At 61.1% G+C, this 25,069-nt stretch carries 26 protein-coding genes; 14 read left to right on the forward strand and 12 right to left on the reverse strand.

The window, feature by feature from the left end; all coding sequences use genetic code 11:
- Positions 1-135 precede the first annotated feature (135 nt).
- Entirely contained in the window at positions 136-780 is a 645-nt protein-coding gene (locus tag HMPREF3138_RS02265; protein ID WP_038880012.1) for a TetR/AcrR family transcriptional regulator, read from the reverse strand.
- A gap of 175 nt (positions 781-955) precedes the next feature.
- Between HMPREF3138_RS02265 and HMPREF3138_RS02270 the strand changes: the two genes are divergently transcribed.
- Positions 956-1,213, forward strand: a complete 258-nt coding sequence (locus tag HMPREF3138_RS02270) for a multiple stress resistance protein BhsA (protein ID WP_038880010.1) — start codon at positions 956-958, stop codon at positions 1,211-1,213.
- Positions 1,214-1,403: 190 nt separating this feature from the next.
- Positions 1,404-1,661 (forward strand): multiple stress resistance protein BhsA, encoded by a 258-nt coding sequence (locus HMPREF3138_RS02275; protein ID WP_004939517.1) that lies wholly within the window; start codon positions 1,404-1,406, stop codon positions 1,659-1,661.
- Positions 1,662-1,738: 77 nt separating this feature from the next.
- Here the strand turns inward: HMPREF3138_RS02275 and HMPREF3138_RS02280 are convergent, their stop codons facing one another.
- On the reverse strand, positions 1,739-3,037 hold the full coding sequence (locus HMPREF3138_RS02280) for an SLC13 family permease (RefSeq protein WP_038880007.1): 1,299 nt from the start codon (positions 3,035-3,037) through the stop codon (positions 1,739-1,741).
- A gap of 84 nt (positions 3,038-3,121) precedes the next feature.
- Positions 3,122-4,027 (reverse strand): bifunctional helix-turn-helix transcriptional regulator/GNAT family N-acetyltransferase, encoded by a 906-nt coding sequence (locus tag HMPREF3138_RS02285; RefSeq protein WP_038880004.1) that lies wholly within the window; start codon positions 4,025-4,027, stop codon positions 3,122-3,124.
- Positions 4,028-4,524: 497 nt separating this feature from the next.
- Here HMPREF3138_RS02285 and amyA point away from each other — a divergent pair, with 497 nt between their 5' ends.
- Together amyA and HMPREF3138_RS02300 are read left to right on the forward strand one after the other, a co-directional pair.
- On the forward strand, positions 4,525-6,015 hold the full coding sequence (amyA, locus tag HMPREF3138_RS02295; protein WP_038879997.1) for an alpha-amylase: 1,491 nt from the start codon (positions 4,525-4,527) through the stop codon (positions 6,013-6,015).
- A gap of 120 nt (positions 6,016-6,135) precedes the next feature.
- Positions 6,136-6,984 carry a PA4780 family RIO1-like protein kinase gene (locus tag HMPREF3138_RS02300; RefSeq protein WP_033637570.1) on the forward strand — a complete coding sequence of 283 codons (849 nt, stop codon included), beginning with the start codon at positions 6,136-6,138 and terminating at the stop codon, positions 6,982-6,984.
- Between the two features lie 9 nt (positions 6,985-6,993).
- Here the strand turns inward: HMPREF3138_RS02300 and HMPREF3138_RS02305 are convergent, their stop codons facing one another.
- Positions 6,994-7,212 carry a DUF7661 family protein gene (locus tag HMPREF3138_RS02305; RefSeq protein WP_038879994.1) on the reverse strand — a complete coding sequence of 73 codons (219 nt, stop codon included), beginning with the start codon at positions 7,210-7,212 and terminating at the stop codon, positions 6,994-6,996.
- Between the two features lie 69 nt (positions 7,213-7,281).
- Here HMPREF3138_RS02305 and HMPREF3138_RS02310 point away from each other — a divergent pair, with 69 nt between their 5' ends.
- Positions 7,282-8,109, forward strand: coding sequence for an AraC family transcriptional regulator (locus HMPREF3138_RS02310; RefSeq protein WP_038879991.1), 828 nt, complete (start codon positions 7,282-7,284; stop codon positions 8,107-8,109).
- On the opposite strand, the gene HMPREF3138_RS02315 is transcribed toward HMPREF3138_RS02310, so the two are convergent.
- The 3 genes from HMPREF3138_RS02315 to lsrG form a co-directional block, all read right to left on the reverse strand.
- Positions 8,085-8,675, reverse strand: a complete 591-nt coding sequence (locus HMPREF3138_RS02315) for a LysE family translocator (RefSeq protein WP_038879989.1) — start codon at positions 8,673-8,675, stop codon at positions 8,085-8,087. The two genes, HMPREF3138_RS02310 and HMPREF3138_RS02315, sit on opposite strands and share 25 nt — an antisense overlap.
- An 83-nt stretch (positions 8,676-8,758) precedes the next feature.
- The gene (locus HMPREF3138_RS02320) at positions 8,759-9,664 is read right to left on the reverse strand and encodes an EamA family transporter (protein ID WP_038879986.1); all 906 of its coding nucleotides are present in this window, start codon (positions 9,662-9,664) and stop codon (positions 8,759-8,761) included.
- A gap of 87 nt (positions 9,665-9,751) precedes the next feature.
- Complete coding sequence (gene lsrG, locus HMPREF3138_RS02325; protein ID WP_004939559.1) at positions 9,752-10,045, reverse strand: (4S)-4-hydroxy-5-phosphonooxypentane-2,3-dione isomerase; 294 nt, start codon at positions 10,043-10,045, stop codon at positions 9,752-9,754.
- A 192-nt stretch (positions 10,046-10,237) separates the two neighbouring features.
- Between lsrG and lsrK the strand changes: the two genes are divergently transcribed.
- From lsrK to HMPREF3138_RS02355, 6 genes are all read left to right on the forward strand, one after another.
- Positions 10,238-11,803: an autoinducer-2 kinase gene (lsrK, locus tag HMPREF3138_RS02330; protein ID WP_038879983.1), complete on the forward strand. Its 1,566-nt coding sequence runs from the start codon at positions 10,238-10,240 to the stop codon at positions 11,801-11,803.
- A 221-nt stretch (positions 11,804-12,024) separates the two neighbouring features.
- Positions 12,025-13,209, forward strand: coding sequence for an MFS transporter (locus HMPREF3138_RS02335; RefSeq protein WP_038879981.1), 1,185 nt, complete (start codon positions 12,025-12,027; stop codon positions 13,207-13,209).
- Positions 13,210-13,268: 59 nt separating this feature from the next.
- Positions 13,269-14,162: a LysR family transcriptional regulator gene (locus tag HMPREF3138_RS02340; RefSeq protein WP_038879978.1), complete on the forward strand. Its 894-nt coding sequence runs from the start codon at positions 13,269-13,271 to the stop codon at positions 14,160-14,162.
- A gap of 79 nt (positions 14,163-14,241) precedes the next feature.
- Positions 14,242-14,583: an HNH nuclease YajD gene (yajD, locus tag HMPREF3138_RS02345; RefSeq protein WP_016928619.1), complete on the forward strand. Its 342-nt coding sequence runs from the start codon at positions 14,242-14,244 to the stop codon at positions 14,581-14,583.
- A gap of 271 nt (positions 14,584-14,854) precedes the next feature.
- Positions 14,855-15,490, forward strand: coding sequence for a division plane positioning ATPase MipZ (locus HMPREF3138_RS02350; protein ID WP_038879975.1), 636 nt, complete (start codon positions 14,855-14,857; stop codon positions 15,488-15,490).
- On the forward strand, positions 15,487-15,789 hold the full coding sequence (locus tag HMPREF3138_RS02355) for a hypothetical protein (RefSeq protein WP_038879971.1): 303 nt from the start codon (positions 15,487-15,489) through the stop codon (positions 15,787-15,789). The genes HMPREF3138_RS02350 and HMPREF3138_RS02355 overlap by 4 nt, the downstream gene beginning before the upstream one ends.
- A gap of 47 nt (positions 15,790-15,836) precedes the next feature.
- Here the strand turns inward: HMPREF3138_RS02355 and HMPREF3138_RS02360 are convergent, their stop codons facing one another.
- Positions 15,837-16,592 carry a CDP-diacylglycerol diphosphatase gene (locus HMPREF3138_RS02360; RefSeq protein ID WP_038879967.1) on the reverse strand — a complete coding sequence of 252 codons (756 nt, stop codon included), beginning with the start codon at positions 16,590-16,592 and terminating at the stop codon, positions 15,837-15,839.
- A gap of 236 nt (positions 16,593-16,828) precedes the next feature.
- Between HMPREF3138_RS02360 and HMPREF3138_RS02365 the strand changes: the two genes are divergently transcribed.
- Entirely contained in the window at positions 16,829-17,629 is an 801-nt protein-coding gene (locus HMPREF3138_RS02365) for an alpha/beta fold hydrolase (protein ID WP_038879965.1), read from the forward strand.
- 43 nt (positions 17,630-17,672) lie between these two features.
- On the opposite strand, the gene HMPREF3138_RS02370 is transcribed toward HMPREF3138_RS02365, so the two are convergent.
- Positions 17,673-18,065 carry a hypothetical protein gene (locus HMPREF3138_RS02370; protein WP_038879962.1) on the reverse strand — a complete coding sequence of 131 codons (393 nt, stop codon included), beginning with the start codon at positions 18,063-18,065 and terminating at the stop codon, positions 17,673-17,675.
- A gap of 355 nt (positions 18,066-18,420) precedes the next feature.
- Between HMPREF3138_RS02370 and HMPREF3138_RS02375 the strand changes: the two genes are divergently transcribed.
- On the forward strand, positions 18,421-19,449 hold the full coding sequence (locus HMPREF3138_RS02375; protein WP_038879958.1) for a methyltransferase: 1,029 nt from the start codon (positions 18,421-18,423) through the stop codon (positions 19,447-19,449).
- On the opposite strand, the gene HMPREF3138_RS02380 is transcribed toward HMPREF3138_RS02375, so the two are convergent.
- The 3 genes from HMPREF3138_RS02380 to HMPREF3138_RS02390 form a co-directional block, all read right to left on the reverse strand.
- Positions 19,446-20,369 (reverse strand): DUF7916 family protein, encoded by a 924-nt coding sequence (locus tag HMPREF3138_RS02380; RefSeq protein ID WP_038879955.1) that lies wholly within the window; start codon positions 20,367-20,369, stop codon positions 19,446-19,448. The two genes, HMPREF3138_RS02375 and HMPREF3138_RS02380, sit on opposite strands and share 4 nt — an antisense overlap.
- A 71-nt stretch (positions 20,370-20,440) precedes the next feature.
- Positions 20,441-22,738, reverse strand: coding sequence for a beta-glucosidase BglX (bglX, locus tag HMPREF3138_RS02385; RefSeq protein WP_070558776.1), 2,298 nt, complete (start codon positions 22,736-22,738; stop codon positions 20,441-20,443).
- Positions 22,739-22,850: 112 nt separating this feature from the next.
- Positions 22,851-23,771, reverse strand: a complete 921-nt coding sequence (locus tag HMPREF3138_RS02390; RefSeq protein WP_038879949.1) for a LysR substrate-binding domain-containing protein — start codon at positions 23,769-23,771, stop codon at positions 22,851-22,853.
- A gap of 118 nt (positions 23,772-23,889) precedes the next feature.
- Between HMPREF3138_RS02390 and HMPREF3138_RS02395 the strand changes: the two genes are divergently transcribed.
- On the forward strand, positions 23,890-25,044 hold the full coding sequence (locus tag HMPREF3138_RS02395) for a pyridoxal phosphate-dependent aminotransferase (protein ID WP_038879947.1): 1,155 nt from the start codon (positions 23,890-23,892) through the stop codon (positions 25,042-25,044).
- The last annotated feature ends 25 nt before the right edge of the window (positions 25,045-25,069 follow it).

Raw genomic sequence — 25,069 nt, forward strand, 5'->3', positions numbered from 1 at the left:
CCGCGCCTTCGGCCCCTGGCTCGGTCGAGGCGTATGAGCCTCATGGCGCATCTCACCTTTATCGACCGAAAATGTCACGAACGCCTGCAGAAAAACGCTAACTGATCAGCATTGCGGTAAAAACCGGGCCTGTTGTCACACCTTATTGCCAATCTGGCTGAGCCGCGGCCACACCAGCATCAACGCCTCCAGCAACCGCAGCAGATCGCTCCGGCTTGCCCCTTCGCGCGCCTGCACCGACATGCCTTCAATGGTGCAAATCACGTACTTCGCCAGCAGCGCGGTGTCGGTTTTCGCCAGCAGTTCGCCCTGCTGCACCTTGCGATCGAAGCAGCCCTTCAGCGCCGCTTCCTGCGCATGATGCTTCCTGCGCAGCATCTGGGCGACGTCATCGGATGCCGACGACAGCGCGGCGGAGGCGCACACCATAAAGCAGCCTGACGGCGTGTCGGGGTCGGTAAATACTTCGGCGGAAGAACGCACGTAGGCTTCGACGATCTCGGCCACCGGCAGATCCTGCTCCAGCATTTGGTTGGCGCAAACCGTATATTTCTGCAGATAGCGCTCCACCGCCGCGCGGAACATCCCTTCTTTGTTGCCGAATTCCGCATACAGCGTTGGCGCCTTGGCGCCGGTCACTTCCACCAGATCGGCCAGCGAGGTAGCTTCATAACCGTGCCGCCAGAACAGATCGAGCGCGCTTTCCAGCGCCCGCTCGCGATCAAATTGTTTCGGTCTGCCACGGCTTTTTTTGCCGCAGACCGTTTCATTGATGCTCATCGTCCTCTCCTCTCCCGCTCCACAGCAGGGTTAGCACAAATAACTTAACGATCATTATAAAAAAATATTGCGCCCTCGTCGAGAACCTATTAGCATTTAGTTATCGATCGTTAAGATAAGTTAACGAAGCGGATTAAAACCCTCTATTCACCGTTATCGGAAAGGAAATAACATTATGAAAAACTTAAAATTAACCTTAGCAGCTCTCACTCTGGCCAGCCTTTCCTTCGGCAGCTTCGCCGCCGATTTAGTCCAGAGCCAACCGGGTGACCAGCAGAAAGTGGGCGTCATCACCGTCAGCGGCGCATCCGATCTGACCTCGCTGGAAAGTAGCCTGGCAGCCAAAGCCGATCAGGCCGGTGCCAAATCCTTCCGCATCATCGGCGCCGGCGGTAACAACCAGCTGCACGGCACCGCAGAAATCTATCAATAACAACGTATTAATCTAACGGGTTGCCTGTTCTGTTGCTCACAACGCCAGGGCGTAAAAAAATTAATTAACGAGCATTAAAAAATACTTGCAATCTGTCAAACCGGCATCTAACATTAAATTATCGATCGTTAATTAATTTAACGACCTTACCAAACAAACATTGTAAAGAACACAGATAGGAAATAAGACTATGAAAAACCTGAAAATGACCATCGCCGCCATCGCACTGGCTTCCGTCTCCTTCGGCAGCTTCGCCGCCGAACTGGTCAACGCTCAACCGGCCGATCTGCAAAAAGCCGGCGTCGTCACCGTCAGCGGTGCGTCCGACCTGAGCAGCCTGGAAAACAAACTGGCGGCCAAAGCCGACGCAGCCGGCGCCAAATCCTTCCAGATCATCGCAACCACCGGCGACAACAAACTGCACGGTACCGCGATCATCTACAATTAATTGCCACACCGGCAATCGCGCAAAAGGGCGGCTCAGGCCGCCTTTTGTTTTATCTGCCCGCCAACGCGCCGGTCGGTTTACGGGATCCACCCCAGCAGTCTGAACCACAGATAATCCAACGGCACCAGCAGCGCAAAGCTGAGCGCGGCCAACAGCAGGCACAGCTTCAACCCTTCACGCGCCGGCACTTTGCCCATCCCCATCGCCACCACGATCGGCGAAGCCTGATACGGCAGCAGCGGCGTGGCGTAACCAATCACCTGGGTCATCAGCACCGTCAGCAGCGGCAGGCCGCTGCCCGCAGACAACGCCTGCGCCAGCGGGGTAAACAGCGCCGGCACGCCGTTGGCGGTCACCACGAAATTCAGCAATGCGGTGATCCCCACCAGCGACCCGAATGCGGTGAATGGTTTGCCGTGCAGATCCGGCATCATCGCCAGCAGCGCACCGCCCAGCCGATCGCCAAGCCCTGAGTGGCTGACCAGCGCGGTCAACCCCAGGATCCCCGCCACGTAGATGCAGGTGCGCACGTTAACCCCGGCGGCGAACTGCTCGCCGTTGAGAAACCCGATACGCGGCAACAGGCAGAAGCAGGCCGCCGCCAACCCTATCCAGGCGGGAGCGATGCCGTGCCAGCTGTCGGTCATCCACAGCAACACCGTGGCGCCCAACAGCGCGATCAGCCGCCATTCAGCGGCGCTGAGCGGAGTTTGCGCCGCCTCGGCCGCCACCGGCTGCGGCCGCGCACGGAACAGGCCGCAGATGCACAGCGTCAGCAGCGCGCCTTTGGCGAACCCGAGCACCGGGGCGTGCAACAGCAGGTAAGAAAGATAGGCGAAGTGGCTGCCGTAGGCGCTTTCCGCCGCGCCGCTCATCACCAGGTTGGGCACGTTGGCCGGCAGGATGCTGGCGGAGAGCTGGAAGGTGCCGAACCCCACCGCCAGTGCCAAACCGATGCGGCCGCGCGTGCCCTCAGCCAGACCGGCGCGATCGGCCAACGCCATGACGATCGGCATCAGCAGCGTAATGCGCCCCATGTTGGAAGGCATGACAAACGCCAGCGCGTAGCTTATCGCCACCACCCCGCCCACCAGGCGGAGCCAGGAGCCGGCCAGGTGCGGCAAGAGCCGGTTGGCCAGGCGATCCGCCAAGCCGGTGCTGCGGATGGCGGTGCCCAGCACGAAACCGCTGAGCACCAGCCAGAATGCGGAAGACGCGAAACCGGAAAAGGTCACCGCGGCGGGCGCCAGCTGCAACACCATCACCGCCGCGAAGAACAGCAGCGCAACCAAATACTCCGGCAAGCGGGCGCTGGCCCATAGCGTGATGACCACCAGCGTGACCAGCGCGGGCAGCGCCATCGGATCCCCCAACATAGTTTCCTCCCTGATAAAACGTTGTGATTGTTATCAAACGGTTAACAGGGTGGCACAAGGCGCGGGCGCTAACCTTGAAACCGCTCACATATCGTCGTTCTTCAGATTTTTCAGCATGCACACGTTACAGCCGTGATGGCCGGTGTTGCCGCGCCGTTCCGTCAGCAGCGTGAATCCCAGCGCGTAGTACAACCCGATCGCCTCTTTCAACTGTTCGGTGGTTTCCAGGTAGCAGTAGCGATACCCCGCCGCCCGCGCCGCCTTCAGCGCCTGCACCACCATATAGCGCGCCATGCCCAGCCCACGCGCGCCGGGTTTGAAGAACAGCTTTTGCAGCTCGCAATAGCCGGGCTCTTCGCCCGCCAGCGGCGCCATGCCGACGCCCCCCACCACCTGCCCGTCACGCTCCAGCACCCAGTAGTGGCCGCCGTTGTCGCGATACAGACCGGTCAGACGATCGAGATCCGGATCGTGCAGGCTGACGCCTTCCATCTTGTCCATGCCGTACTCACGAAACACGTCGCGAACGATCGCCGCCATCGCCGCATCGTCGCGCGCGGCAATCGGCCGCACCCGCAGGTTAGCGTCGCGCTGTTTGCGCGCGCTGCGCAGCGCCGCAGTCATCTTTTTCATCGCCGCGGTGGTGCTCGCCAGCTCATCGTCGTCCAACTGCGCCAGCGCCGCCTGCATAAAACCGTCGGCGTCGCTCTCGATGCCGGCCAGCGCCTTGCCGCCCTTTTTACTCAGCCGATGCAGGTTGTGCCGCTTGTCATCCGGATGATCCACCGTTTCTATCACACCGGCGGCAACCAGGCTGCGCAGCGCCCGGCTGGCGCTGGCTTTGTCGATGCAAAGCCGGGCCGCCAGCTCAGTGACGCCCAGCGGCTGCTCGCTGACTTCAATCATCAGATGGATCTGCAGCGGCGAAAAGCGCGAGCCGTTGCTCTGCTTGTTCAACATGCCGAATTCTCTGACCAAACTGCGCGCCAATGCTCTGAAATCCCTGATGTTCACGACGTTATGCTCCCCTGTTCTTCCACCTTCACGCTAGGTTGGATTATTGGTTGATAGTGTTACCTAATTTCGAGCATAACGATAACGCATAAACAATCGCGAATGAATAACCAACGGGATATCTGAATATGTCAAAACATTTCATTAACTAGAATTTAAAACCAATTAATTAGTTATTTAAAAAACTAAAATCCAAACTTACATTTAAAATTAAAATAAAAAAACCAATAATAATGAGAGTAAAAACATCAAAATTTGATAAATAAAAAAATAAAACAAATATCTATTTGAAAAATAAGATATAAAAATTAAAATATGAAAACTTGATATCAACAACTTAACCGCTATCTGGTCAACGTCGGTTACATATTTACGCCTGCCTTCCCGCGCCTCCCTGCGCCATTGTCCCTTTTGGCAAAAGTAGCCCATGCTTTAACGGCTCCTCTCCTTCTTGCTAACCGGGACGCTGGCTCATGACAAAAAAAACCACCCTGCTGCAATTCTTCCACTGGTACTACCCCGACGGCGGCAAACTGTGGCAGGAGGCCGCCGAGCGCGCCCCGCACCTGGCCGAACTGGGCATTACCGACCTGTGGCTGCCGCCTGCCTACAAGGGCGCTTCCGGCGGCTACTCCGTCGGCTACGATACATACGATCTGTTCGATCTCGGCGAATTTGACCAGAAAGGCAGCGTGGCCACCAAATACGGTGACAAGGCGGCGCTCGAACATGCCGCCACTACGCTGCGCGAACACGGCGTGGGGGTGCTCTACGACGTGGTGTTCAACCACAAGCTCGGCGCAGACGAGAAAGAACAGGTACACGTGTTCAAGGTGGACGCCAACAACCGCAACGACATCGACGACCAAGGCTTCGACGCGCTGGCCTACACCCGCTTCACCTTTCCCGGCCGCCAGGGCGTGCATTCCGAGTTCATCTGGGATTACACATGCTTCAGCGGCGTCGATTACGTTGAGCAGCCGGACGACAAGGGGGTGTTCAAAATCGCCAACGACTATGGAGACGACGGCTGGAACGATCAGGTCGACGACGAAAAAGGCAACTACGACTATCTGATGGGGGCCGACGTGGAGTTCCGCAATGCCGCCGTGACGGAGGAGCTCAAATACTGGGCGCGCTGGCTGTTGGAAAGCCTGCCGTGCGACGGCTTCCGCCTGGACGCCGCCAAACACATTCCCGCCTGGTTCTTCAAAGAGTGGGCGGATCACGTGCGCGGCAGCGCGCAGCGCGACCTGTTTATCGTCGCCGAATACTGGTCGCACGACCTGAGCGCGCTGCAACAATACATCGAGCTGGTGGACGGCAAGGTGATGCTGTTCGACGTGGCGCTGCACCTGAAGTTTCATCAGGCGTCGAAACAGGGCGACGGCTTCGACATGGCGCAAATCTTCACCGATACCCTGACCGCCGCCGATCCGGCCCACGCGGTGACACTGGTCGCCAACCACGACACCCAACCGCTGCAATCGCTGGAAGCGCCGGTAGAACCCTGGTTCAAGCCGCTGGCCTACGCGCTGATCCTGCTGCGCGAACAGGGCGTGCCCTGCGTGTTTTACCCCGACCTGTATGGCGCCAGCTACCGCGACAAGGGGCGCGACGGCGGCGAGTACCAGATTGACATGCCGGCGATCCCGGAGCTGGAGAAGCTGATCGCCGCCCGCCAGCGTTTCGCCAACGGCCCGCAAACCGACTACTTCGACGACAGCCACTGCGTGGCCTTCAGCCGCGCCGGCACCGCCGAGGCCCCCGGCTGCGTGGTGGTGCTGACCAACGGCGGCGAGAGCGGCAAGACCGTCGCACTGGGCACCGATTTGGCGCACACCGCCTGGCGCGATTTCCTCGGCAACCGTCAGGAGGAAATCACCACCGACGACCAGGGCAGCGCCCATTTCCCGGTCAACGCCGGCAGCGTCAGCGTCTGGGTGCCGGCCGCCAGCCTGTGAGCGCCCGCCGCCGCGTAATGATGACGCGGCGGCAAAACTAATGTTTGCCTTTCGGGTCTAACTTACGCTATCAACTGCGCAAGCCATTCACACCGGAGCCTAAATAGGGTACAAGGCTGCATGAAAATTCCAAAACGACTCCAGCCGCTGGTTGATGACGGGTTAATCGACGACGTCATCCGCCGGTTGAAAAGCGGCAAAGAAGCCGATGTGTTTATCGTGCGCTGCGGCGATGAGATCCGCTGCGCCAAAGTGTACAAAGAGGCCGAGAAGCGCAACTTCAAACAGGCCGTTCACTATCAGGAAGGGCGTAAGGTGCGCAACAGCCGCGACGCGCGCGCCATGAGCAAAGGCTCCAAATTCGGCCGTCAGCAGCAGGAAGAAGCCTGGCAAAACACCGAAGTGGACGCGCTGTATCTGCTGGCCAAGGCCGGGGTGCGGGTGCCGCAGCCGGATATCTGCCTGGACGGCGTGCTGCTGATGGAGCTGATCACCGACGAAGAAGGCCTGGTGGCGCCGCGCCTAAGCGATGTCATCCTGACGCCGGAACAGGCGCGCGCCGATCACGCCCTGATGATGAACTACGCGGTGCGCATGCTGTGCGCCGGGCTGGTGCACGGCGATCTGTCGGAATTCAACGTGCTGATGGATAAAGACGGGCCGGTGATCATCGATCTGCCGCAGGTGGTGGACGCCGCCGCCAACAACCACGCCAAAAGCATGTTCGAGCGCGATATCGGCAATCTGGCCGAGTATTACGGCCAGTTCGCGCCGGAGCTGCGCGACAGCCAATACGCCAAAGAGATTTGGGCGCTGTATCAGGAAGGCAACCTGACGCCGGACAGCGTCCTCAGCGGCCGGTTCAGCGAAACCCTGAAACGCGCCGACGTCGGCTCGGTGCTGGAAGAGATCCAGGCCGCCGGCGAGGAACATCAACGCCGCATGATGGCGCGCAACGCGGAAGAGTAACGCGCCGCGCTATTCGACGCGAAACACGTCCGGCCGCTGCGGCGTCGCCGCCTCGTGATAGATATCCCCCAGATAGCCGGCGATCTCCTCTTCACGCAGATCGGCCGGCAGCACGATATCGTAGCTGGGGGCATATTTGCGCTCCGGCAGCGTCACGCGGAACAGCCGCCATTCGTCCCCGATGCGCTTCACGCCCAGCAGACGGCCGAACACGTTAAAAATCATCATCCGCCATTCCCCCTCTCGTCGCTTTCAGGCTATAACACTGTGATGCCGCCGCAGTAAAAAGGAAAGCCTATGAGTGAAAAAACGCCGCAGTTCTGGCGCGATCCGCAGTTGCCGTTCGTCGAAGCCCGCGCCATCGCGGATGGCCGCCAGGTGTGCTACAGCCTGCACAGCCACGAATTCTTTTCCATCGGCGCCATCACCGGCGGCGTCAGCACCTATGTCAACGGCGAGCGGCGCATGCAGGTCAGCGCCGGCGATCTGGTTGTCATCAACCCGCAGCAGGCGCATGCCTGCAACCCCATCGCCGATCGCCGTTGGTCGTACATCATGTTCTATCTCGATCTCGCCTGGCTCGGCGCGCTGCAGCAGGAGCTGCTCGGCGGCGACGGTGACCGTTTTGTTCCGTTCAGCCAGCCGCTCAGCCGCGATCCGGCGCTGTTCCACGGCCTGAACCGGCTTTATGCGCTGCTGACGGATCCGCTGTGCTGCGCGCTGGAAAAACAGATCGCCATGGTGGAGTATTTCAGCGCCCTGCAGCGCGGGCTGGGCGATGCCCGCCAGCCGGAGACACCGGCGCATACCCGACTGGAAGCGGCGGCGGCGTTTATCGACGCGCACTGTACCCGGCCGCTGACGCTGGACGACATTTGCCGCGCCGCCGCGCTGTCCCCTTCTTACCTGATCCGCGCCTTCCGCCAGCGCTACGGCATGACGCCGCACGCCTATCTGGTCAATCGCCGCGTGCAGCACGGCCATCGGCTGTTGAAGAGCGGCCTGCCGATCGCCGCGGCCGCCAGCGAAAGCGGCTTTGCCGATCAGGCGCACTTCCAGCGCACCTTCAAGCAGCTGCTGGCCGCCACGCCGGGGCAGTATCAAAAACCCTCCGCCAGCAGATAGCAGGCGCTGGCCGCCAACAGCAGCGCCATCGTCCGGTTGAAACGCCGCACGTTGCGCGCCTGCCTGAGGAGGCCGCGCAGCATCGCGCCGACATAGGCCCAGCAGGCCACCGAGGTATAGCAAATCACGAAGTAGAGCCCGGCGAACTGCCACAGCAGCCGGATGTCACCGTCGCCGACAAAGGCGCCGAGGCTGGCCACCGACGCCAGCCACGCCTTGGGGTTCAGCCATTGCATCAGTGCGCCGTACCAACAGGAAGGCGCCCGCGCCGCGCCGTTGCCCAATCTGCCGTCGTCAAACGCCAGCCGATAGGCCATAAACAGCAGGAAGGCCACGCCGGCCCACTGAATCAAGCGGGTCAGCGCCGGCCACAGGGTCAGCAGCTGGTGCATGCCCAATCCCAGCAGCACCAGCAACAGGGTAAACCCCAGCGTAGCGCCGAACACGTGGCGCTGGGTCGCGCTAAAGCCGAATTGCGCCCCGGCGCTCAATGCGACGATGTTGACCGGGCCGGGGGTGATGGAGGCCGCCAGCGCAAACGCGGCCATGGAAAGGTAGATATTCATGATGGGCACCTGAGAAAGAATTCACAGACGCCAGAATGCCGACCGCCGCCGACAACGTATTGAACAGAATTGCCCTGTTCGGTTTAACGCGCGATCGCCGCCCGGCGGCGCGGCAGCCCGAAGGTGTTGACCGCCATGCCGGCCAGCACCAGCAATGCGCCGCCGAACTGCGCCGGCGACAGCGCTTCGTCCAGCAGCAGCCAGGCGGCGAACAGCCCGACCAGCGGTACCAGCAGCGTCAGCGGCGCAACCCGCCAGGTTTCATAGCGCCCCAGCAGGCTGCCCCACACTGAATAACCGAACAGCGTGGCGGCGAACGCCAGGTAGGCAACCGCCAGCCAGGTGCCGACCTGCACATGGCTCAGGCTGCTCAGCACCGCCTGCGGGCCGTCGAACAGCCAGCTGCAGGCCAGGAACGGCACGACCGGGATCGGCGCGCTCCACACCACCAGCGATAAAATATTACGCTGCGGGAAACCGGCCAGGATCTTCTTGTTGGTCAGGTTGCCCAGCGCCCAGGAAAACGCCGCCGCCAGCGTCAGCAGCAGGCCCGCCAGGGGGACCGCGCCGCTGCCCGGCTTATGCAGGCTGGCCTGCATAAGCACCAGCATGCCGCCGCTGGCGATAGCGATGCCGACAAAATGGTTGACGCGCAGCTTTTCGCCCATCAGCACGACACCCAACAGCAGGGTGAAGAACACCTGCGCCTGCAGCACCAGCGAAGCCAGCCCCGCCGGCATGCCCACCTTGATGGCGACGAACAGAAACGCGAACTGCGCGAAGCTCATGGTCATGCCGTACAGCAGCAGCCATTTCCACGGGATCGTCGGGCGCGGGATAAAGAAGATCGCCGGCAATGCCACCAGCAAAAAACGCATCCCGGCCAGCAGAAACGGCGGCATGCCCTGTAAACCGAACTTGATCACGACAAAATTCACGCCCCAGATCACCACCACCAACAGCGCCAACAGCCGATCGCGCAATGTCATCCTCGCCCCGCTTATCCCATTGAAAATTCGCTTTAGCTTGCAGGTTACAACCAAACCGGGCGCATGGACACCGGCAAACGCCGGCGATTATTCCGGCATCAGGCCGATAAAGGTGGTCTTCTTGCGCGGGCCGGTCATCAGCGCTTCCAGCTTCTCCACGCACTGCAGGTAGTGCGGGGTCTGCTTGTGCGCCGCCACCGCCTGCTCGTCGCGATAGGCTTCGTAGATGTAAAACCGCGTCGGAATCTGTTCGTCCTGCAGCACGTCGAAGCGCAGGTTGCCCGGCTCTTCGATTGCCCCCAGGTGATTGGCGCGGAAAACATCGATAAATTCGTCGATTTTGTCTTGTTTAACGTTGATCTCAACCAATGTGACGTGCATGGCAACTCCTTGTTTAAACGGCGTACCGCAAAATGACTCTTTCCAACCATAGGTTTATTCCCGTCGATTGCCCGCCGCAACGGCAATTTTGCCGCCTGGCTCACAAATCGCATCGGCGACGCCCACTCCTCCCCCGGCGGGGTAAGGCGGCGGCATCTATAGTTAACACTCCTCCCCCTGAGAGCATAGGCTATGGATAACTACTTGATGGCGCTGGACGCAGGAACGGGCAGCATTCGCGCGGTGATCTTCGATATGGCGGGCAACCAGATCGCGCACGGCCAGGCGGAGTGGCAACACCTGGCGGTGCCGGGCGTGCCCGGCTCGATGGAGTTTGACCTCAGCCGCAACTGGCAGCTGGCCTGCCAGTGCATTCGCCAGGCCTTGCAGCGTGCCGGGCTGACGGCGCAGGCGATACGCGCGGTGGCCTGCTGCTCGATGCGTGAAGGCATCGTTCTGTACGACCGCAACGGCGTGCCGATCTGGGCCTGCGCCAACGTCGATGCGCGCGCCAGCCACGAAGTCAGCGAGCTGAAAGAGCTGCACAACCACGGCTTCGAACGCGAGGTGTATCAATACTCCGGCCAGACGCTGGCGCTGAGCGCCATGCCGCGCCTGCTGTGGCTGGCGCACCATCGGCCGGACATCTACCGCCAGGCGGCGACGCTGACCATGATCAGCGACTGGCTGGCCAACATGCTCAGCGGCGAGCTGGCGGTCGATCCTTCCAACGCCGGCACCACCGGCATGCTGGATCTGACCAGCCGCGACTGGTGCCCGGCGCTGCTCGACATGGCCGGGCTGCGCGCCGATATGCTGTCGCCGGTGAAAGAGACCGGCAGCGTGCTGGGGCGCGTCACCGAACAGGCGGCGCAGGAGAGCGGGCTGCTACGCGGCACCCCGGTGGTGATGGGCGGCGGCGACGTGCAGCTCGGCAGCCTGGGGCTCGGCATCGTGCGCGCCGGGCAGACGGCGGTGCTCGGCGGCACCTTCTGGCAGCAGATCGTCAACCTGCCGGAGCCGGCCATCGATCCGGAGATGAACATTCGCATCAACCCCCACGTCATTCCCGGCATGGCGCAGGCGGAATCCATCAGCTTCTTTACCGGCCTGACCATGCGCTGGTTCCGCGATGCCTTCTGCGCGGAGGAAAAATTGCTGGCGGAGCGGCTGGGGGTCGATGCCTACAGCCTGCTGGAAGAGATGGCGGCCAGGGTGCCGCCGGGCGCCTACGGCGTGATGCCGATCTTTTCCGACGCCATGCATTTCAAAACCTGGTACCACGCGGCGCCGTCGTTCATCAATATGTCGATCGACCCGGAGCGCTGCAACAAACAGACGCTGTTCCGCGCGCTGGAAGAGAACGCTGCCATCGTCTCCGCCTGCAACCTGGAGCAGATCGCCGCCTTCTCCGGCGTACAGGCGCGCTCGCTGGTGTTCGCCGGCGGCGGGGCCAAGGGTAAGCTGTGGAGCCAGATCCTCAGCGACGTCACCGGTTTGACGGTGCGGGTGCCGGTGGTGAAAGAGGCCACCGCGCTGGGCTGTGCGATCGCCGCCGGCGTCGGCGCCGGGCTGTACGAGTCGCTGGCCGAAACCGGCGAGCGCCTGGTGCGCTGGGAACGCGAACACCAGCCGGACATGGCCCACCACGCGCTGTATCAGGAACAGAAAGAAACCTGGCGGCAGGTTTACGCCGATCAGCTGACGCTGGTGGATAACGGCCTGACCACTTCGCTGTGGAAAGCGCCGGGGCTGTGAACGCCACGCGGCATTCGGTCATAACCTTATGCCGTTTTATTCCTTTCCCCTCAGCGCGGCGCAAGCCGCGTTTTCACCCGCCGCCGGCGATTGTTTCCCCTCAGAAACAGTGTAACCACCGCAAACGGATTTATCCGCGGCTTCGGCCTGCCGTAGATTGTGACTTCGGTCACACCGCGCCCCGAGCGCGGCCTGCGCATTCACCCAAGACGAGCGGCATTATGCTGAATAATAAAGATAAACCTGCATCATCCCCGTGGCCGGCGATCTTCTCGCTGACGGTCGCCTGTTTTGTCATGGTCACCACCGAGTTTCTGCCGATCGGCCTGCTGACCAACATCGCCCCTTCGCTCGGCGTCAGCACCGGCACCGCCGGGCTGATGGTCACCATGCCCGGCATCGTAGCGGCGGTGGCCGCCCCCGCATTAAGCCTGATTTCCGGCCGCCTGGACCGGCGTTTACTGATGCTGGGACTGTCGCTGCTGCTGATCGTCTCCAACCTGGTGGCGGCGCTGGCCGTCAACTTCCCGATGATGCTGCTGGGCCGCGTACTGCTGGGCATCTGCGTCGGCGGCTTCTGGTCGTTCGCCGCCAACTACGGCCGCCATCTGGTGCCGGAAGCCAACCAGGGCCGCGCCACCGCGCTGATCCTCAGCGGCATCTCGGTCGGCGCGGTGTGCGGCGTGCCGGCGGGGGCGCTGATCGGCGATCTGTTCGGCTGGCGCGCCGCCTTCTTCGGCGGTGCGGCATTGGCGGTCGGCGTACTGCTGGCGCAGCTGCGTTTGCTGACCTCGGTGCCGCCTTCCCGGCCGGTCACGCCGCGCGATCTGGTGCTACCGCTGCGCCTGCCGATGGCGCGCATCGGCCTGATCGCTATCGTGCTGCTGTTCATCGGCCACTTCGCCGCCTACACCTATCTGCGGCCCCTGCTGCAACAGGTGTTCGTCCTTAGCCCGTCGGCAATCTCGCTGCAGCTGTTGGCCTATGGCGCCATCGGCCTGCTGGGCACCTTCCTCGGCGAGCGTCTGGGGGAATACAGCCTGCGCGCCACCTTCATCCTGATCGCCGCCATGCTGGCAGCCATCCTCATCGTCTCGCCGCTGCTCAGCGGCCTTGGCGGCGCCACACTGATGGTGATGGTCTGGGGGCTGGCCTTCGGCGCGGTGCCGGTATGCGCCACCAACTGGATGTTCGCCGCGGTGCCGCAGGCGCCGGAAGCCGGCCAGGCGCTGCTGGTATGCGTGGTGCAGATCGCACTGGCCTCCGGCGCACTGCTGGGCGGCGAGGTGGTGGACTGGCAGGGCGTCAGCAGCGCCATGCTGTTCGGCGGCGCACTGATCCTCTCCGCCGCGTTGGTGTTCGGCCTCAGCTTGCGCTCCGGCGCGATTGGCGCTAAACAGTGTTAATCATTATTTATCCGCAGAAACGCGCCCCGGCCGCCGCCGGGGCGTTGCGCTGAGAGCCTATGGACCATCATCTACTCGCCATCCGGGTGTTTAACCGCGTGGTGGAAACCGGCGGCTTTACCCGCGCCGCCGATTCGCTGGGCATGCCGAAAGCCACGGTGACCAAGCTGATCCAGAGCCTGGAAGATCACCTGCAGACCAAGCTGTTTCAGCGCACCACCCGCAGCGTGTCGGTCACCCGCGAAGGCGAATGCTATTACCAGAATACGGTGAAATGGCTGGCGGATTTGGAGCAGATGGAAGGCTGCCTGACCGAATCGCAAAGCTCACCGCAAGGCGTATTGCGCATCGACACCGGCGGCGGCACCGCGCGCCGGCTGCTGCTGCCCGCGCTGCCCGATTTTCTGGCGCGCTACCCGCAGATACAGATCGATCTGAGCGTCGGCGACCGCGTTATCGATCTCATTAGCGACAGCACCGACTGCGTGATCCGCAGCGGCCCGCTGGCCGACTCCAGCCTGATCGCCCGCCGCCTGTTCGATCTGGACTGGGTGAGCTGCGCCACCCCGGCCTACCTGGCGCGCCACGGCACGCCGCGCCACCCGTGCGATCTGGAGCAGGGCTTTCCAATGGTGCACTATCGCCACCCGCTCAACGACCGCATTCACCCGCAACGCTATGTCGAGCGCGGCAAAGAGATCGCCATCCAGCAACGCTATCCGGTCAGCATCAACGAAGGCAACGCCCTGCTGGCGGCGAGCCTGGCCGGATTGGGCATCATCCAGACCTATCGCTTTATGGCGCAGCCGCACCTCGACAGCGGTGAGCTGGTCAGCCTGCTGCACGACTGGCAGCCGCCGCCGGAGCAGATGTACGTGGTCTACCCGTCCAACCGCCACCTCAGCGGCAAACTGCGGGCGTTTATCGACTGGGCGGTGGAGACGTTTCGCTAGCGGCAGGATGAGCCGCACGTTGTAGCCGCACGCAATGTGGTATTATTTGCCGCATAGTGATTCACGACGGACGACCACCATGGCCTATATCCCCAAAAACTATGCGAAGCTGGAAACCGGCTACCGCGAAAAAGCGCTGAAACTGTTCCCCTGGGTGTGCGGGCGCTGCTCGCGCGAGTTCGTTTATTCCAACCTGCGCGAACTGACGGTGCACCACATCGATCACGATCACAGCAACAACCCCGAAGACGGCAGCAATTGGGAAATGCTGTGCCTGTATTGCCACGACCACGAGCACTCGAAATACACCGAAGCCGATCAATACGGTTCGACGGTGGTGGCCGGTGAAGACGCACAGAAAGATGTCGGCGTCGCCACCCACAACCCGTTCGCCAACCTGAAGGCGATGATGAAGAAATAATGTCGACAACAGCTTAATGGGTCACTAACTTATTAAGCTGTTAAATTAACAAAACCCGCCTCCGCATCGCCACTTCCCAGAGAATTCCTACTTACCCATCCGGGCCATCCAGCGCAAAATAAGCTGCGCAGTTAACGACATACTGGCTTGGCAAGCCGCCGCAGTTGGTGCATATTGTTCGCGAGTTGTTCTTGTTAACCTGTTTGATTATCAACCTAATAAGCACATTAACTTAATAAGTTATCAGCTTAATAACTTGAGAGATGGCAGCATGATTGTCCTGATTGGCTCGCAAAAAGGCGGCGTCGGCAAATCGACGAAAGCGGTGAATATCGCCGGGTATCTGATTCTTAAGCAAGGCAAGACGGCGATCATCGTCGATGCCGACGACCAGAAATCGATCATGACCTGGTACAACGACCGCCAGAACGTCGAAGGGCTGCCGCACATTCCGGTGGTGGCAGCGTCGGGCAAAATCAAGGAAACGCTGCTGGAACTGGATCGCCATTACGACTACGTGATCGTCGACACCGCCGGCCGCGACAGCGCCGAACTGCGCTCCGGGCTGCTGGCCGCCGATCTGTTCCTCTCGCCGCTGCGCCCTTCGCAGATGGATCTCGACACCGTCGGCTATCTGTCGGAGATGTTCTCCACCGCGCAGGAGTACAACGAAAAGGTCAAAGGCTACATCGTGCTGAACATGTGCCCGACCAATATCTTCATCAACGAAGCCAACGAAGCGGCGCAGGTGCTGAGCGAATACCCGGAGTTCACGCTGGTGAGCCACCGCCTGTGCGACCGCAAGATTTATCGCGATGCCTGGGGCGAAGCCATCACCGTGCATGAGGCAAACAACGAAAAGGCGCAGAGCGAAATTGAATGCCTGGTGAAAGAGGTGATCCTGTGAAGAAGCGCACCCCCACCCACCGCATGTCGGAAGACGAATTCATCAACAGCGCCACCTCGCACACGCTGCCGGTCGCGGTGCCCGCGCCGGAAGCCAAACCGGCCGGCCGCAAGCGCACCTACAAGGCGATCTCCGTCAGCCTGACGGACAACCACATTGAAGCCATCGATGAGGTGATCGTCCAGGCGGCGCGCAGCGGCATCGTGCGCATCACCCGCTCCGACATCATCAAGCTGGCGATCGACGGGCTGGCGGAGAAAAGCGAAGCGCAGCTGCTGGAACTGCTGAAGAAGCTCTGACCGCACGGCAGCCGGCGGCTAATGCAGCCGGCGGGTTGTCATCATCTTCAGTTGCCCGCCACCGCGCACTGATAGTCCTGAATTTCGCCGGCCGAGCCCAGGTTCAGGTCGGTCAACTTCAAACGGTTCGCCAACAGCAGCATCTCGCCCTGTGGGCTGACCGCCAGCGCCAGGCCATAATTGCCGATGCTGTCGCCCTGCTTGACCACATAGTTGTGCAGTAAACGGAAAGGATCTTCCTGGGTTAAATCGGTGCCCGCCAATTTTCTGGCCAGATATTGATGGCCGACCAATTTCACCGCCAGCGGGCGCCACTGTTGATCTAATTGCTCCGCCTGCTGCCCCAGCGCGTTATAGACATCCTGACGCAGGCAGGCAACGTGAATATGCAGCTGATTCTGAGAGCGACCATATTTCGAATTGACCGCCAGAGAAAGCCATGCATCTTTTAGCGGTTTACCCAGCTCGCCGGATATATGTTCACGGTTATTCCAGGCCTGGGCGAAATAAGGCGGCGCGTGCTCCGTCTGCAATGCCGGGCTCTCGATGCCGCTGACCTTTTCGGTTGGCATCACCAGATCGTGATAGGGGCCTTTACTGTCCTTGAACAGCACATAACCCTCGGTTAAATCAACCTTTAAGCAGGGCGCCGGATCGTTGTTCTGCTGCTGATTGGGCACGCACTGTTGGCTGACGATTTGCCACAGCGCATTCGGATTACCACGCCCGAAGAACCACCACAGCACCGCCGCCAGCAGCAAAATGACAAGCAAAATAATTAATAGTCTGAAAAGTCTTTTCATCGTGACTCCCTGTTTACTTATTCCATCTTGAAAGGAGCGCCAGCATAAACCAAGGCTCTTATCGTCACCAGAATATTATCCTTAGCATCACCTTTCATTGACGTCTTGTTATCAAGAGAAATTAAAAATAAGGGTTTACCTAAGTAATTTAAGGTAAATTAATACCGCAGGTTGAATATGAGTGTGATATAAGCAGCCGGACTCTCTTTATATAAGGAACCGATAAGATGCCAACGATGGGCAAATCCCTGCATTATCTCGACGTGGGCTCAGGCTTTCCGTTGCTGTTGGGCCACAGCTATCTGTTCGATCTGAACATGTGGGCGCCGCAGTTCGAAGCGCTGGCGAAACGCTATCGCCTGATCGTGCCGGATCTCTGGGGCCACGGCGACTCACCGGCGCTGCCGGCCGGGCGTAACAGCCTGTCGGATATCGCCGCCGACCATCTGGCGCTGATGGATCATTTGGATATTGAAGAGTTCGGCATCGTCGGCCTGTCCGTCGGCGGCATGTGGGGCGCCGAACTGGCGGCGCTGGCGCCGGAACGGGTCAAGGTGCTGGCGCTGATGGACAGCTACCTGGGCGACGAAACGCCGGAGGCGCGGCAGCGCTATATGGGCATGCTGGCCGCCGTTGAACAGGCCGGCACCATCACTTCGCCGCTGCTGGAATATATCGCCGCGCAGTTTTATTCCGACGAGGTGCCCGATGCGTTGTCGCAGCCACTGCTGGCCCATCTGCAAAGCCTGCCCGCCGCTCGCCTGCGCGAGAGCATCGTGCCACTGGGCCGGATGATCTTCGGTCGCCCCGACAAGCTGCCGCTGCTGGAAAACATCACCGCCGCCAGCATCGTCATCACCGGCGCGCAGGATAAACCGCGCCCGCAGGCGGAAGGCCAGCGCATGGCCGATCTTCTCGGCTGTCAACATGTGCTGATCCCCAACGCCGGGCATATCAGCAACAAGGAAAATCCGGCGGCGGTCAACGAAACCCTGCTGGCGTTTCTGGCTGAAAACACCACCCCGCTGTTCTGGTAAGATTCCCCGGGCCGCCTGGCCCGGAGATTCTCTTCACCGGCGCTTATTGACCGATAGACGTCAGCCCCTGGCGGATCCCTTCGTCAGCCTGCTGGCACCATGCCTGCAGCCCCTGCGGCGCTTCTTTTTCCAACGCAACCACTTTGCCGTCGTCGTTCAGCACATTGCCTTCACGGCCCATCGCTTCGCGCTTGTCGCCGTCGCGGGTGTCGACGCCGCCGGGAATAGCCGCCACGTAGGCCACCATTTTCTTGGCGTTGTCGATGCTGTCGGCTTTCAGGAAGCCTTTATCGACGCAGTAAGACATCAGCCCGGCGGTATTGCGCGTGATGTCATAAACGTTTTTTAATGCGGCAGGATCCATCCCTTCAGCGTTAGCGGTGTTGAACAGGCCCAGAGTCGCGGCAATCATGCCGGTCAGAATGCTTTTTTTCATTGTTAACTCGTTTTAATAATGAAATAGTTAAGTTTTAATTATTCACAAAAAGAATGTGAACACCGCTACGGTATAACGGCGGCCTAGATTAGCACAACCCTAACGCGTTAATAACTGTGATTAAGTTAACCCCCAATAAAATAAAAACGCACGATAGGGTAATGACCTCCGCCCGGTATCATTTTTTCACGCTCGATATTGGCCGCGCTCAATTCATATTAAAAATAATCTCACCCAGGAATTATTTGCAACGGAAGCGTTGGCCTGCGGTCAATCGCGCTCCCACCCTTTGCTAAAATCACAGGCGTGACATAGCCTGTTAAGACGCGCCATGCCTTAGTGGGAGGGGATTCACATGAACCATTCCGTCCGGCCGCCGCAATGCGACGACAAAACCATTCTCGATATCACGATGAATTTATATCTCTATCCGGCGGTGCTTATCGCGCATCGCCTGGGCATCTTTGAATTTATTGCTTTGCACCCCCGTAACCTGACCGATATATGCACTCAGGCCAATGTGGAAAGACGCCCGGCGGAAACGTTGGTCATGGCGTTATTGGCATTGAAATTGATAGACAGAGACGGTGAAACATTCTCTCTCACGCCGGAAGCGGAAACCTTTTTGTTAAAAAACAACCCGCATTATTTCGGCTACTTCTGGGATTTGATGATTGAAAACAGCGAAATTTTCTCGCTGAAAAACCTGGAAAACGCCATCAGAAAAAATACCTCGCAGGCGTACGGCGAGCAGGAGCTGTTTGAAACCCATACGCTCGACGCCGATAGAATGCGGCGGTTTACCCACGCCATGCACAGCCTGAGCATGGGCTCGGCCAGCGTTTGGCCGGCGCTGTTACCCCTCGGCGCCTGCCGCGCGGCGCTGGATATCGGCGGCGCCTCCGGCGCCCATGCCATCAGCCTGGCGGCCCACTGGCCGACGTTGACCTGCACCGTGTTCGATCTGCCGGAGGTGTGCCCGCTCGCCGCCGACTACGCGCGCCATTACGGTCTCAGCCAGCGCATCGGCACCCACAGCGGCGATATGTGGCGCGATCCCTACCCGGCTGCGGATCTGCACCTGTACTCCAATATTTTCCACGACTGGCCGATGGACAAGAACCGCTTCCTGGCGCAAAAGAGCTATGCGGCCCTCCCGCCCGGGGGCAGGATCGTGATCCACGAAGTGCTGTACAACGATGACGGCGACGGGCCGCCTGCCGCCGCGGGGTACAGCCTGATGATGATGGGATGGACGCAGGGCCGCCAATACTCCGGCAGGGAAATCGGCGACCTGCTGCACGACGTCGGCTTCGGGCCTGCTCAGGTGCTGCCGTCGCTCGGCTATTTCAGCATCGTGACGGCGCAAAAACCCCAGGCTTAGCGGTTCACCGAGCGCGCCATGCGGCTGTAGGTGTGGCGCACGCCGCGAATCGCCACGCTGTAAGCGAAGATGTTTTCCGGCAGCGCCAGCCCCAGATAGCCGGTATCGCCGATATGGTGCAGATCCGCCCCGGCCATTTTGCTCATCAGCGCAATCTGCCGCACGGTCTGCACGTCGGCCCCCTCTTGCGAGGTGCCGATCGCCGTCATCGCCAGCGCACCTTGCCGCTGGGCAAAATTGATCAGTGCCGCCACTTTCTCCTGCGACATGCCGGGAATGGTGCCCGGCGCCGGCAACAGCACGATGTCCGCACCGTTCTCCACGAACAGCGCGATGTCCTGCTCACCGATCAGCTGGCTGCCGCTTTCGCGCACGATACCGGCCCCGTGCATCTTGCCGGTCACCAGCACCATCTCGTCGCCCACTTCATCGCGAATCGCTTTCAGCGCGACGGCGATCGCCTGATTGCTGACGCCGTTGTTCGGGTTGCCGGTCAGCACCAGCATGCGCGCGCCGAGCTGATACAGCTTGCGGGCATTCTCGGCGGTGGCGGCGCGCCCCGCCGTCATCTGCCAGAAATCGTTATGTTCGGTGGCGAAGGCCGGATCGACGGCCTCCAGATTCACCCCGATCACCCGCCCGGTCAGGCGCTGCAGCGTGCGCAGCGCCTCCTGAGGCGGCACGTCGGCGGGCAGGCCCGCGATGTGCGGATGGTCAACGTCGAACAGGTTCAGCAGCAGCAGGTCGGCGCCCTGGCTGGCCGCCAGTTCGGCGTTGGTGACGTTATTGAGCAGCGGCTGAGTGACCGCGATGGTTTCGCTGACCAAGATGCGCCCTTCGCTGGCGCGGATGGCATAGAGCAGGTCGGCTTTGCCGATATCGGCCAGATCGCTGGCGCTGCAGTCCAGATAGCGTTTCATGAGGCAAGCTCCGATGACGTTAGCGGGAATGGATACCCCCTCGCTCAGCGCGGCGAACGAGGGGGACAGGGTTACTTCAGCGTAAAACTGTGCGCCTGCACGTTGTCGGAGTCCAGGCCGACGAACACGTTGAATTTGCCCGGCTCCGCCCCCCATTTCAGGCTGGCGTTGTAGAACTTCAGATCGTCTTCGCTAATCGGCAGCTCAACCTGCTGCGACTGGCCGGCCTTCAGCGTCACTTTCTTGAAGTTGCGCAGCTCTTTTACCGGCCGGCTGACCGAGGCGGTCACGTCCTGCAGATACAGCTGCACCACCGTGGCGCCGTCGTACTTGCCGGTATTTTTCAGCGTGACGCTGGCGGTTAGCTTGCCGTTGCGCGCCATCGTCGGGCTGGACAGTTTCAGATCCGACAGGCTGAAGGTGGTATAGCTCAGGCCGTAACCGAACGGATACAGCGGGCCGTTCGGCGAATCGAAGTAGCGCGAGGTGTACTTGCCCGGATTCTCCTTGCCGAACGGGCGGCCGGTGTTCAGGTAGTTGTAGTACATCGGGATCTGGCCGACCGAGCGCGGGAAGGTCATCGGCAGCTTGCCCGACGGGTTGTAGTCGCCGAACAGCACGTCCGCCACTGCGTTGCCGCCCTCGGTGCCGCTGTACCAGGTTTCCAGCATCGCGTCCGCCTGCTCGCTCTCCCAGCTCAGCGCCAACGGCCGGCCGTTCATCAGCACCAGCACCAGCGGCTTGCCGGTGGCTTTCAGCGCGGCGATCAGATCGCGCTGGCTCTGCGGGATCGTGATGTCAGCGCGGCTGGAGGCCTCATGCGCCATGCCCTGCGATTCCCCCACCACCGCCACGACCACGTCGGCCTTGTTCGCCGCCTGTACCGCTTCGTCGATCATCTGCTGCGGCGAACGGGTGTCGAACGCCACCGCCGGCTCGTACTCGTTCAGGTAGTCGATAATGCCTTTATCCTGCGTGACGTTGGCGCCCTTGGCGTAAAGAATGCGCGCCTTGTCGCCCACCGCCCGCTCCAACCCTTCGCGCAGGGTCACCGACTGCTTGACCACTCCGGCGGCCGACCAGCTGCCCATCACGTCGCGCTGGCTGTCGGCCATCGGCCCGACCAACGCGATGGTCGCCTGCTTGCTCAGCGGCAGCGTCTGCTTATCGTTCTTCAGCAACACCATCGTTTTGCGTGCCACCACCCGCGCCTCGGCGCGGTGCAGGCGGCTTTCGGCGTTGGTGTCCTGCGGGTCGGAACCCGCCGGGCCCAGATGCACATACGGATCGGTGAACAGCCCCATGTCGTACTTGGTGTTCAGCACGTCGCGGCAGGCGCGATCGATATCGCTTTCAGGCACCAGCCCGTCTTTCACCAGACCCGGCAGGTATTTGTCGTAAAACTCGTCGCTCATGCTCATGTCGACGCCGGAGGTGATTGCCAGGCGTACCGCGTCGCGCGCGTCGGCGGCCACGCCGTGTTTAATCAGTTCTTTAATTGCGCCGTGGTCGCTGATGGTGATGCCTTTAAAGCCCCACTGGTCGCGCAGCAGGTCTTTCAGCAGCCACGGATTGGCGGTGGCCGGCACGCAGTTCACCGAGTTGAGCGACACCATCACCCCGCCGCTGCCGGCATCCACCGCCGCTTTGTAAGGCGGCAGGTAGTCCTGATACATGCGCAGCGGGCTCATGTCGACGGTGTTGTAATCGCGGCCGCCTTCGACGGCGCCGTACAACGCAAAGTGCTTAACGCTGGCCATCACCGAACCGGGCTTGGCCGGGTCGCCGTTTTGATAACCGTCGACCATCACTTTGGCGATTTTCGACACCAGCCAGGTGTCTTCGCCGAAGCCTTCGGAGACCCGGCCCCAGCGCGGATCGCGGGTGATATCGACCATCGGCGCGAAGGTCATGTTGAGGCCGTCATCGCTGGCCTCCTGCGCCGCCACGCGGGCGCTGAGCGCAATGGCCTCCAGATCGAAGCTGGCCGCCAGCCCCAGGCTGATCGGGAACACGGTGCGCTGGCCGTGCACCACGTCATAGGCGAAGAACAACGGAATTTTGAGGCGGCTGAGCTGCATCGCCTGATCCTGCATCACCCGAATGTCCGGGCGGGTGACGGTATTGAAAATGGCGCCGATCTGCCCTTTGCGGATGCCCTCGCGGATCGCTTCTTTCGGGTTATCCGGCCCGACGCTGATCAGCCGCAGCTGGCCGATCTTCTCTTCCAGCGTCATCTGCTTCATCAAATGGGACACGAAGGCGTCGCGCTGCTGTGCGTGAATGCCCTGCATTATCGGCGTTTCCTGCGCAAAAGCCGGGCTGAGGGCCAGACCGGACAACATACTCACCACACAAAGCCATTTCATCTTGTTTTATCTCAGGCGTGTTTCCGCTGCCAACGCCGCGGGGTTTAATCGGAGTGAAGAAACAGTTTGCCACACTCTGTTTCATCGCCAAGGGAATTCGCATCGGCAATGTTTACAAAGCATTACAGGTTATCGGCAGGTAATTCTGCAGCCGGGCGCGGCTGTCGGCGGCCTCCGCCGTCAGAAAATCGATCAGCGGCGCCAACGCCGGCGGCGGCGCCCCGCGTTCAGGATAGACCAGATAATAGGCCGCGCCGCTGCTGACGCAGAGCGGGAACGGCGTGACGACGCGCCGCGCCTGAATATCCTCCTCCAGCAGGCACAGATCGCCGATGGCGATGCCGAACCCCTGCAGCGCGGCGCTCATCGCCAGATCGAGAGTATCGAAATGCTGAGCCTTGCCGGACGGCAGCGCATCGGCCCCCGCCGCCTTCAGCCAGCGCAGCCAGTCGCGGCGATCGCGCGTCGGATGCAGCAGGGTTTTGTCCGTCAAATCCGCCAGCCGGGGTGCCGGCGGCAGAAACGTCGGCGTGCAGACCGGCGTGAGGATTTCGTCGAACAGCAGGTGCGCGGTCAGCTTTTTACCCGGTGGCCGGCCGAATACCACCGCGGCGTCAAACTGCTCGGTGCTGAAATCCAGACCGTGCGACACCGAGGCGGTCAGCTCGATATGCATGTCCGGCCGTTCATTCTGCAGGCGAATCACACGCGGCAGCACCCAGCGCATCGCGCAGGTCGGGCATTTGACGCGCAGCGCCCCCGGCGGGGCGGCGGCCCGCGTCAGCGCCTCGTCCAGCAGCCCCAGCGCCTGCTGCACCGGCGCCAGCAGCTGCGCGCCCTGCGGCGTCAGCGCCAAACCGCGCGCCTGGCGGCTGAACAGCGGATAACCCAGGCGCTGCTCCAGCCCGAGAATTTGCCGGCTGACCGCCCCCTGCGTCAGGTGCAGCTCCCGGGCGGCATGGGTAAAGTTGAGGCGTTGCGCCACCACCACGAAGGTTTTCAACACGTCGAGCGACGGCAGGGATATCGGCATAGCAGGCCTCGATTAGGTATGATCGCAGTGCATGGCAAGTATGACAAACTTTCCCTTGTCCGCCTACGCCGGCTGATGCTTAATCGCTCAACACTTCCCTGTTTGCCTGGAGCCCATCATGCAGAGCGCCTGTTCATCCCGCTCGAAGCTGCCGGACGTCGGCACCACCATTTTCACCGTCATTGGCCAACTCAGCGCCGAACATCAGGCCCTCAATCTGTCGCAGGGCGCGCCCAACTTCGCCGGCGACCCGCAGCTGATCGAGGCAACGGCGCAAGCCATGCGCGCAGGTCATAACCAATACGCGCCGATGAGCGGCGTGGCGGCGTTACGTGCTGCTCTGGCGGAAAAAGCTGAACGATTGTATGGCGCACGCTATGACGCCGACGAAGAAATCACGGTGATCGCCAGCGCCAGCGAAGGGCTGTACTCGGCGATCAGCGCGCTGGTGCATCCCGGCGACGAGGTGATCTATTTCGAACCGGCGTTCGACAGCTATGCGCCGATCGTGCGCCTGCAGGGCGCCACGCCGGTGGCGATCAAACTGTCGCTGCAGGATTTTCGCGTCGACTGGGACGAAGTGGCCGCCGCCATCAACGGCAAAACGCGCATGATCATCGTCAACACGCCGCACAACCCGACCGGCGCGGTGTTTGACGAGCACGACATCGAACGCCTGACCGCCCTGACCCGCGACACCGACATCGTGATCCTGTCCGACGAGGTCTACGAACACGTGGTGTTCGACGGCGAAATTCACCACAGCATGGCGCGCTATCCGCAGCTGGCGGAACGCAGCGTGATCGTGTCGTCGTTCGGTAAAACCTACCACGTCACCGGCTGGCGCGTCGGCTACTGTCTGGCGCCGGCGGCGCTGATGGACGAGATCCGCAAGGTGCACCAATTTATGGTGTTCTCCGCCGATACGCCGATGCAACACGCCTTCGCCGCCGCGCTCGCCAACCCGCAGAGCTACCTGGGGCTGGCGGCGTTTTACCAACAAAAGCGCGATCTGCTGGCCAGCGCCTTGCAGGATTCGCGCTTTGAGCTGCTGCCCAGCCGCGGCAGCTTCTTCATGCTGGCCCGCTTTAGCGGCTTCAGTCACGAAAGCGACAATGATTTCGCCGTACGCTTGATCCGCGAAGCGAAGGTGGCGACGATCCCGCTGTCGGCGTTCTACAGCGACGGCACCAATACCGGCCTAATCCGGCTGAGTTTTTCCAAAGATAACGAGACCCTGCTGGAAGGCGCGCGCCGCCTGAGCCAGGCGTAATTTTTTGTCCGACCATGGGAAAGGG

This window comes from Serratia sp. HMSC15F11 (assembly GCF_001808215.1).
In the GTDB taxonomy this organism is placed as follows: domain Bacteria; phylum Pseudomonadota; class Gammaproteobacteria; order Enterobacterales; family Enterobacteriaceae; genus Serratia; species Serratia nevei.

Bases quoted from the DNA above. Each gene is read 5' to 3' on its own strand.
- HMPREF3138_RS02265 (WP_038880012.1), bottom strand. From the start codon at position 780: ATGAGCATCAATGAAACGGTCTGCGGCAAAAAAAGCCGTGGCAGACCG.
- HMPREF3138_RS02270 (WP_038880010.1), top strand. From the start codon at position 956: ATGAAAAACTTAAAATTAACCTTAGCAGCTCTCACTCTGGCCAGCCTT.
- HMPREF3138_RS02275 (WP_004939517.1), top strand. From the start codon at position 1,404: ATGAAAAACCTGAAAATGACCATCGCCGCCATCGCACTGGCTTCCGTC.
- HMPREF3138_RS02280 (WP_038880007.1), bottom strand. From the start codon at position 3,037: ATGTTGGGGGATCCGATGGCGCTGCCCGCGCTGGTCACGCTGGTGGTC.
- amyA (WP_038879997.1), top strand. From the start codon at position 4,525: ATGACAAAAAAAACCACCCTGCTGCAATTCTTCCACTGGTACTACCCC.
- HMPREF3138_RS02300 (WP_033637570.1), top strand. From the start codon at position 6,136: ATGAAAATTCCAAAACGACTCCAGCCGCTGGTTGATGACGGGTTAATC.
- HMPREF3138_RS02305 (WP_038879994.1), bottom strand. From the start codon at position 7,212: ATGATGATTTTTAACGTGTTCGGCCGTCTGCTGGGCGTGAAGCGCATC.
- HMPREF3138_RS02310 (WP_038879991.1), top strand. From the start codon at position 7,282: ATGAGTGAAAAAACGCCGCAGTTCTGGCGCGATCCGCAGTTGCCGTTC.
- HMPREF3138_RS02315 (WP_038879989.1), bottom strand. From the start codon at position 8,675: ATGAATATCTACCTTTCCATGGCCGCGTTTGCGCTGGCGGCCTCCATC.
- HMPREF3138_RS02320 (WP_038879986.1), bottom strand. From the start codon at position 9,664: ATGACATTGCGCGATCGGCTGTTGGCGCTGTTGGTGGTGGTGATCTGG.
- lsrG (WP_004939559.1), bottom strand. From the start codon at position 10,045: ATGCACGTCACATTGGTTGAGATCAACGTTAAACAAGACAAAATCGAC.
- lsrK (WP_038879983.1), top strand. From the start codon at position 10,238: ATGGATAACTACTTGATGGCGCTGGACGCAGGAACGGGCAGCATTCGC.
- HMPREF3138_RS02335 (WP_038879981.1), top strand. From the start codon at position 12,025: ATGCTGAATAATAAAGATAAACCTGCATCATCCCCGTGGCCGGCGATC.
- HMPREF3138_RS02340 (WP_038879978.1), top strand. From the start codon at position 13,269: ATGGACCATCATCTACTCGCCATCCGGGTGTTTAACCGCGTGGTGGAA.
- yajD (WP_016928619.1), top strand. From the start codon at position 14,242: ATGGCCTATATCCCCAAAAACTATGCGAAGCTGGAAACCGGCTACCGC.
- HMPREF3138_RS02350 (WP_038879975.1), top strand. From the start codon at position 14,855: ATGATTGTCCTGATTGGCTCGCAAAAAGGCGGCGTCGGCAAATCGACG.
- HMPREF3138_RS02360 (WP_038879967.1), bottom strand. From the start codon at position 16,592: ATGAAAAGACTTTTCAGACTATTAATTATTTTGCTTGTCATTTTGCTG.
- HMPREF3138_RS02365 (WP_038879965.1), top strand. From the start codon at position 16,829: ATGGGCAAATCCCTGCATTATCTCGACGTGGGCTCAGGCTTTCCGTTG.
- HMPREF3138_RS02370 (WP_038879962.1), bottom strand. From the start codon at position 18,065: ATGAAAAAAAGCATTCTGACCGGCATGATTGCCGCGACTCTGGGCCTG.
- HMPREF3138_RS02375 (WP_038879958.1), top strand. From the start codon at position 18,421: ATGAACCATTCCGTCCGGCCGCCGCAATGCGACGACAAAACCATTCTC.
- HMPREF3138_RS02380 (WP_038879955.1), bottom strand. From the start codon at position 20,369: ATGAAACGCTATCTGGACTGCAGCGCCAGCGATCTGGCCGATATCGGC.
- bglX (WP_070558776.1), bottom strand. From the start codon at position 22,738: ATGAAATGGCTTTGTGTGGTGAGTATGTTGTCCGGTCTGGCCCTCAGC.
- HMPREF3138_RS02390 (WP_038879949.1), bottom strand. From the start codon at position 23,771: ATGCCGATATCCCTGCCGTCGCTCGACGTGTTGAAAACCTTCGTGGTG.
- HMPREF3138_RS02395 (WP_038879947.1), top strand. From the start codon at position 23,890: ATGCAGAGCGCCTGTTCATCCCGCTCGAAGCTGCCGGACGTCGGCACC.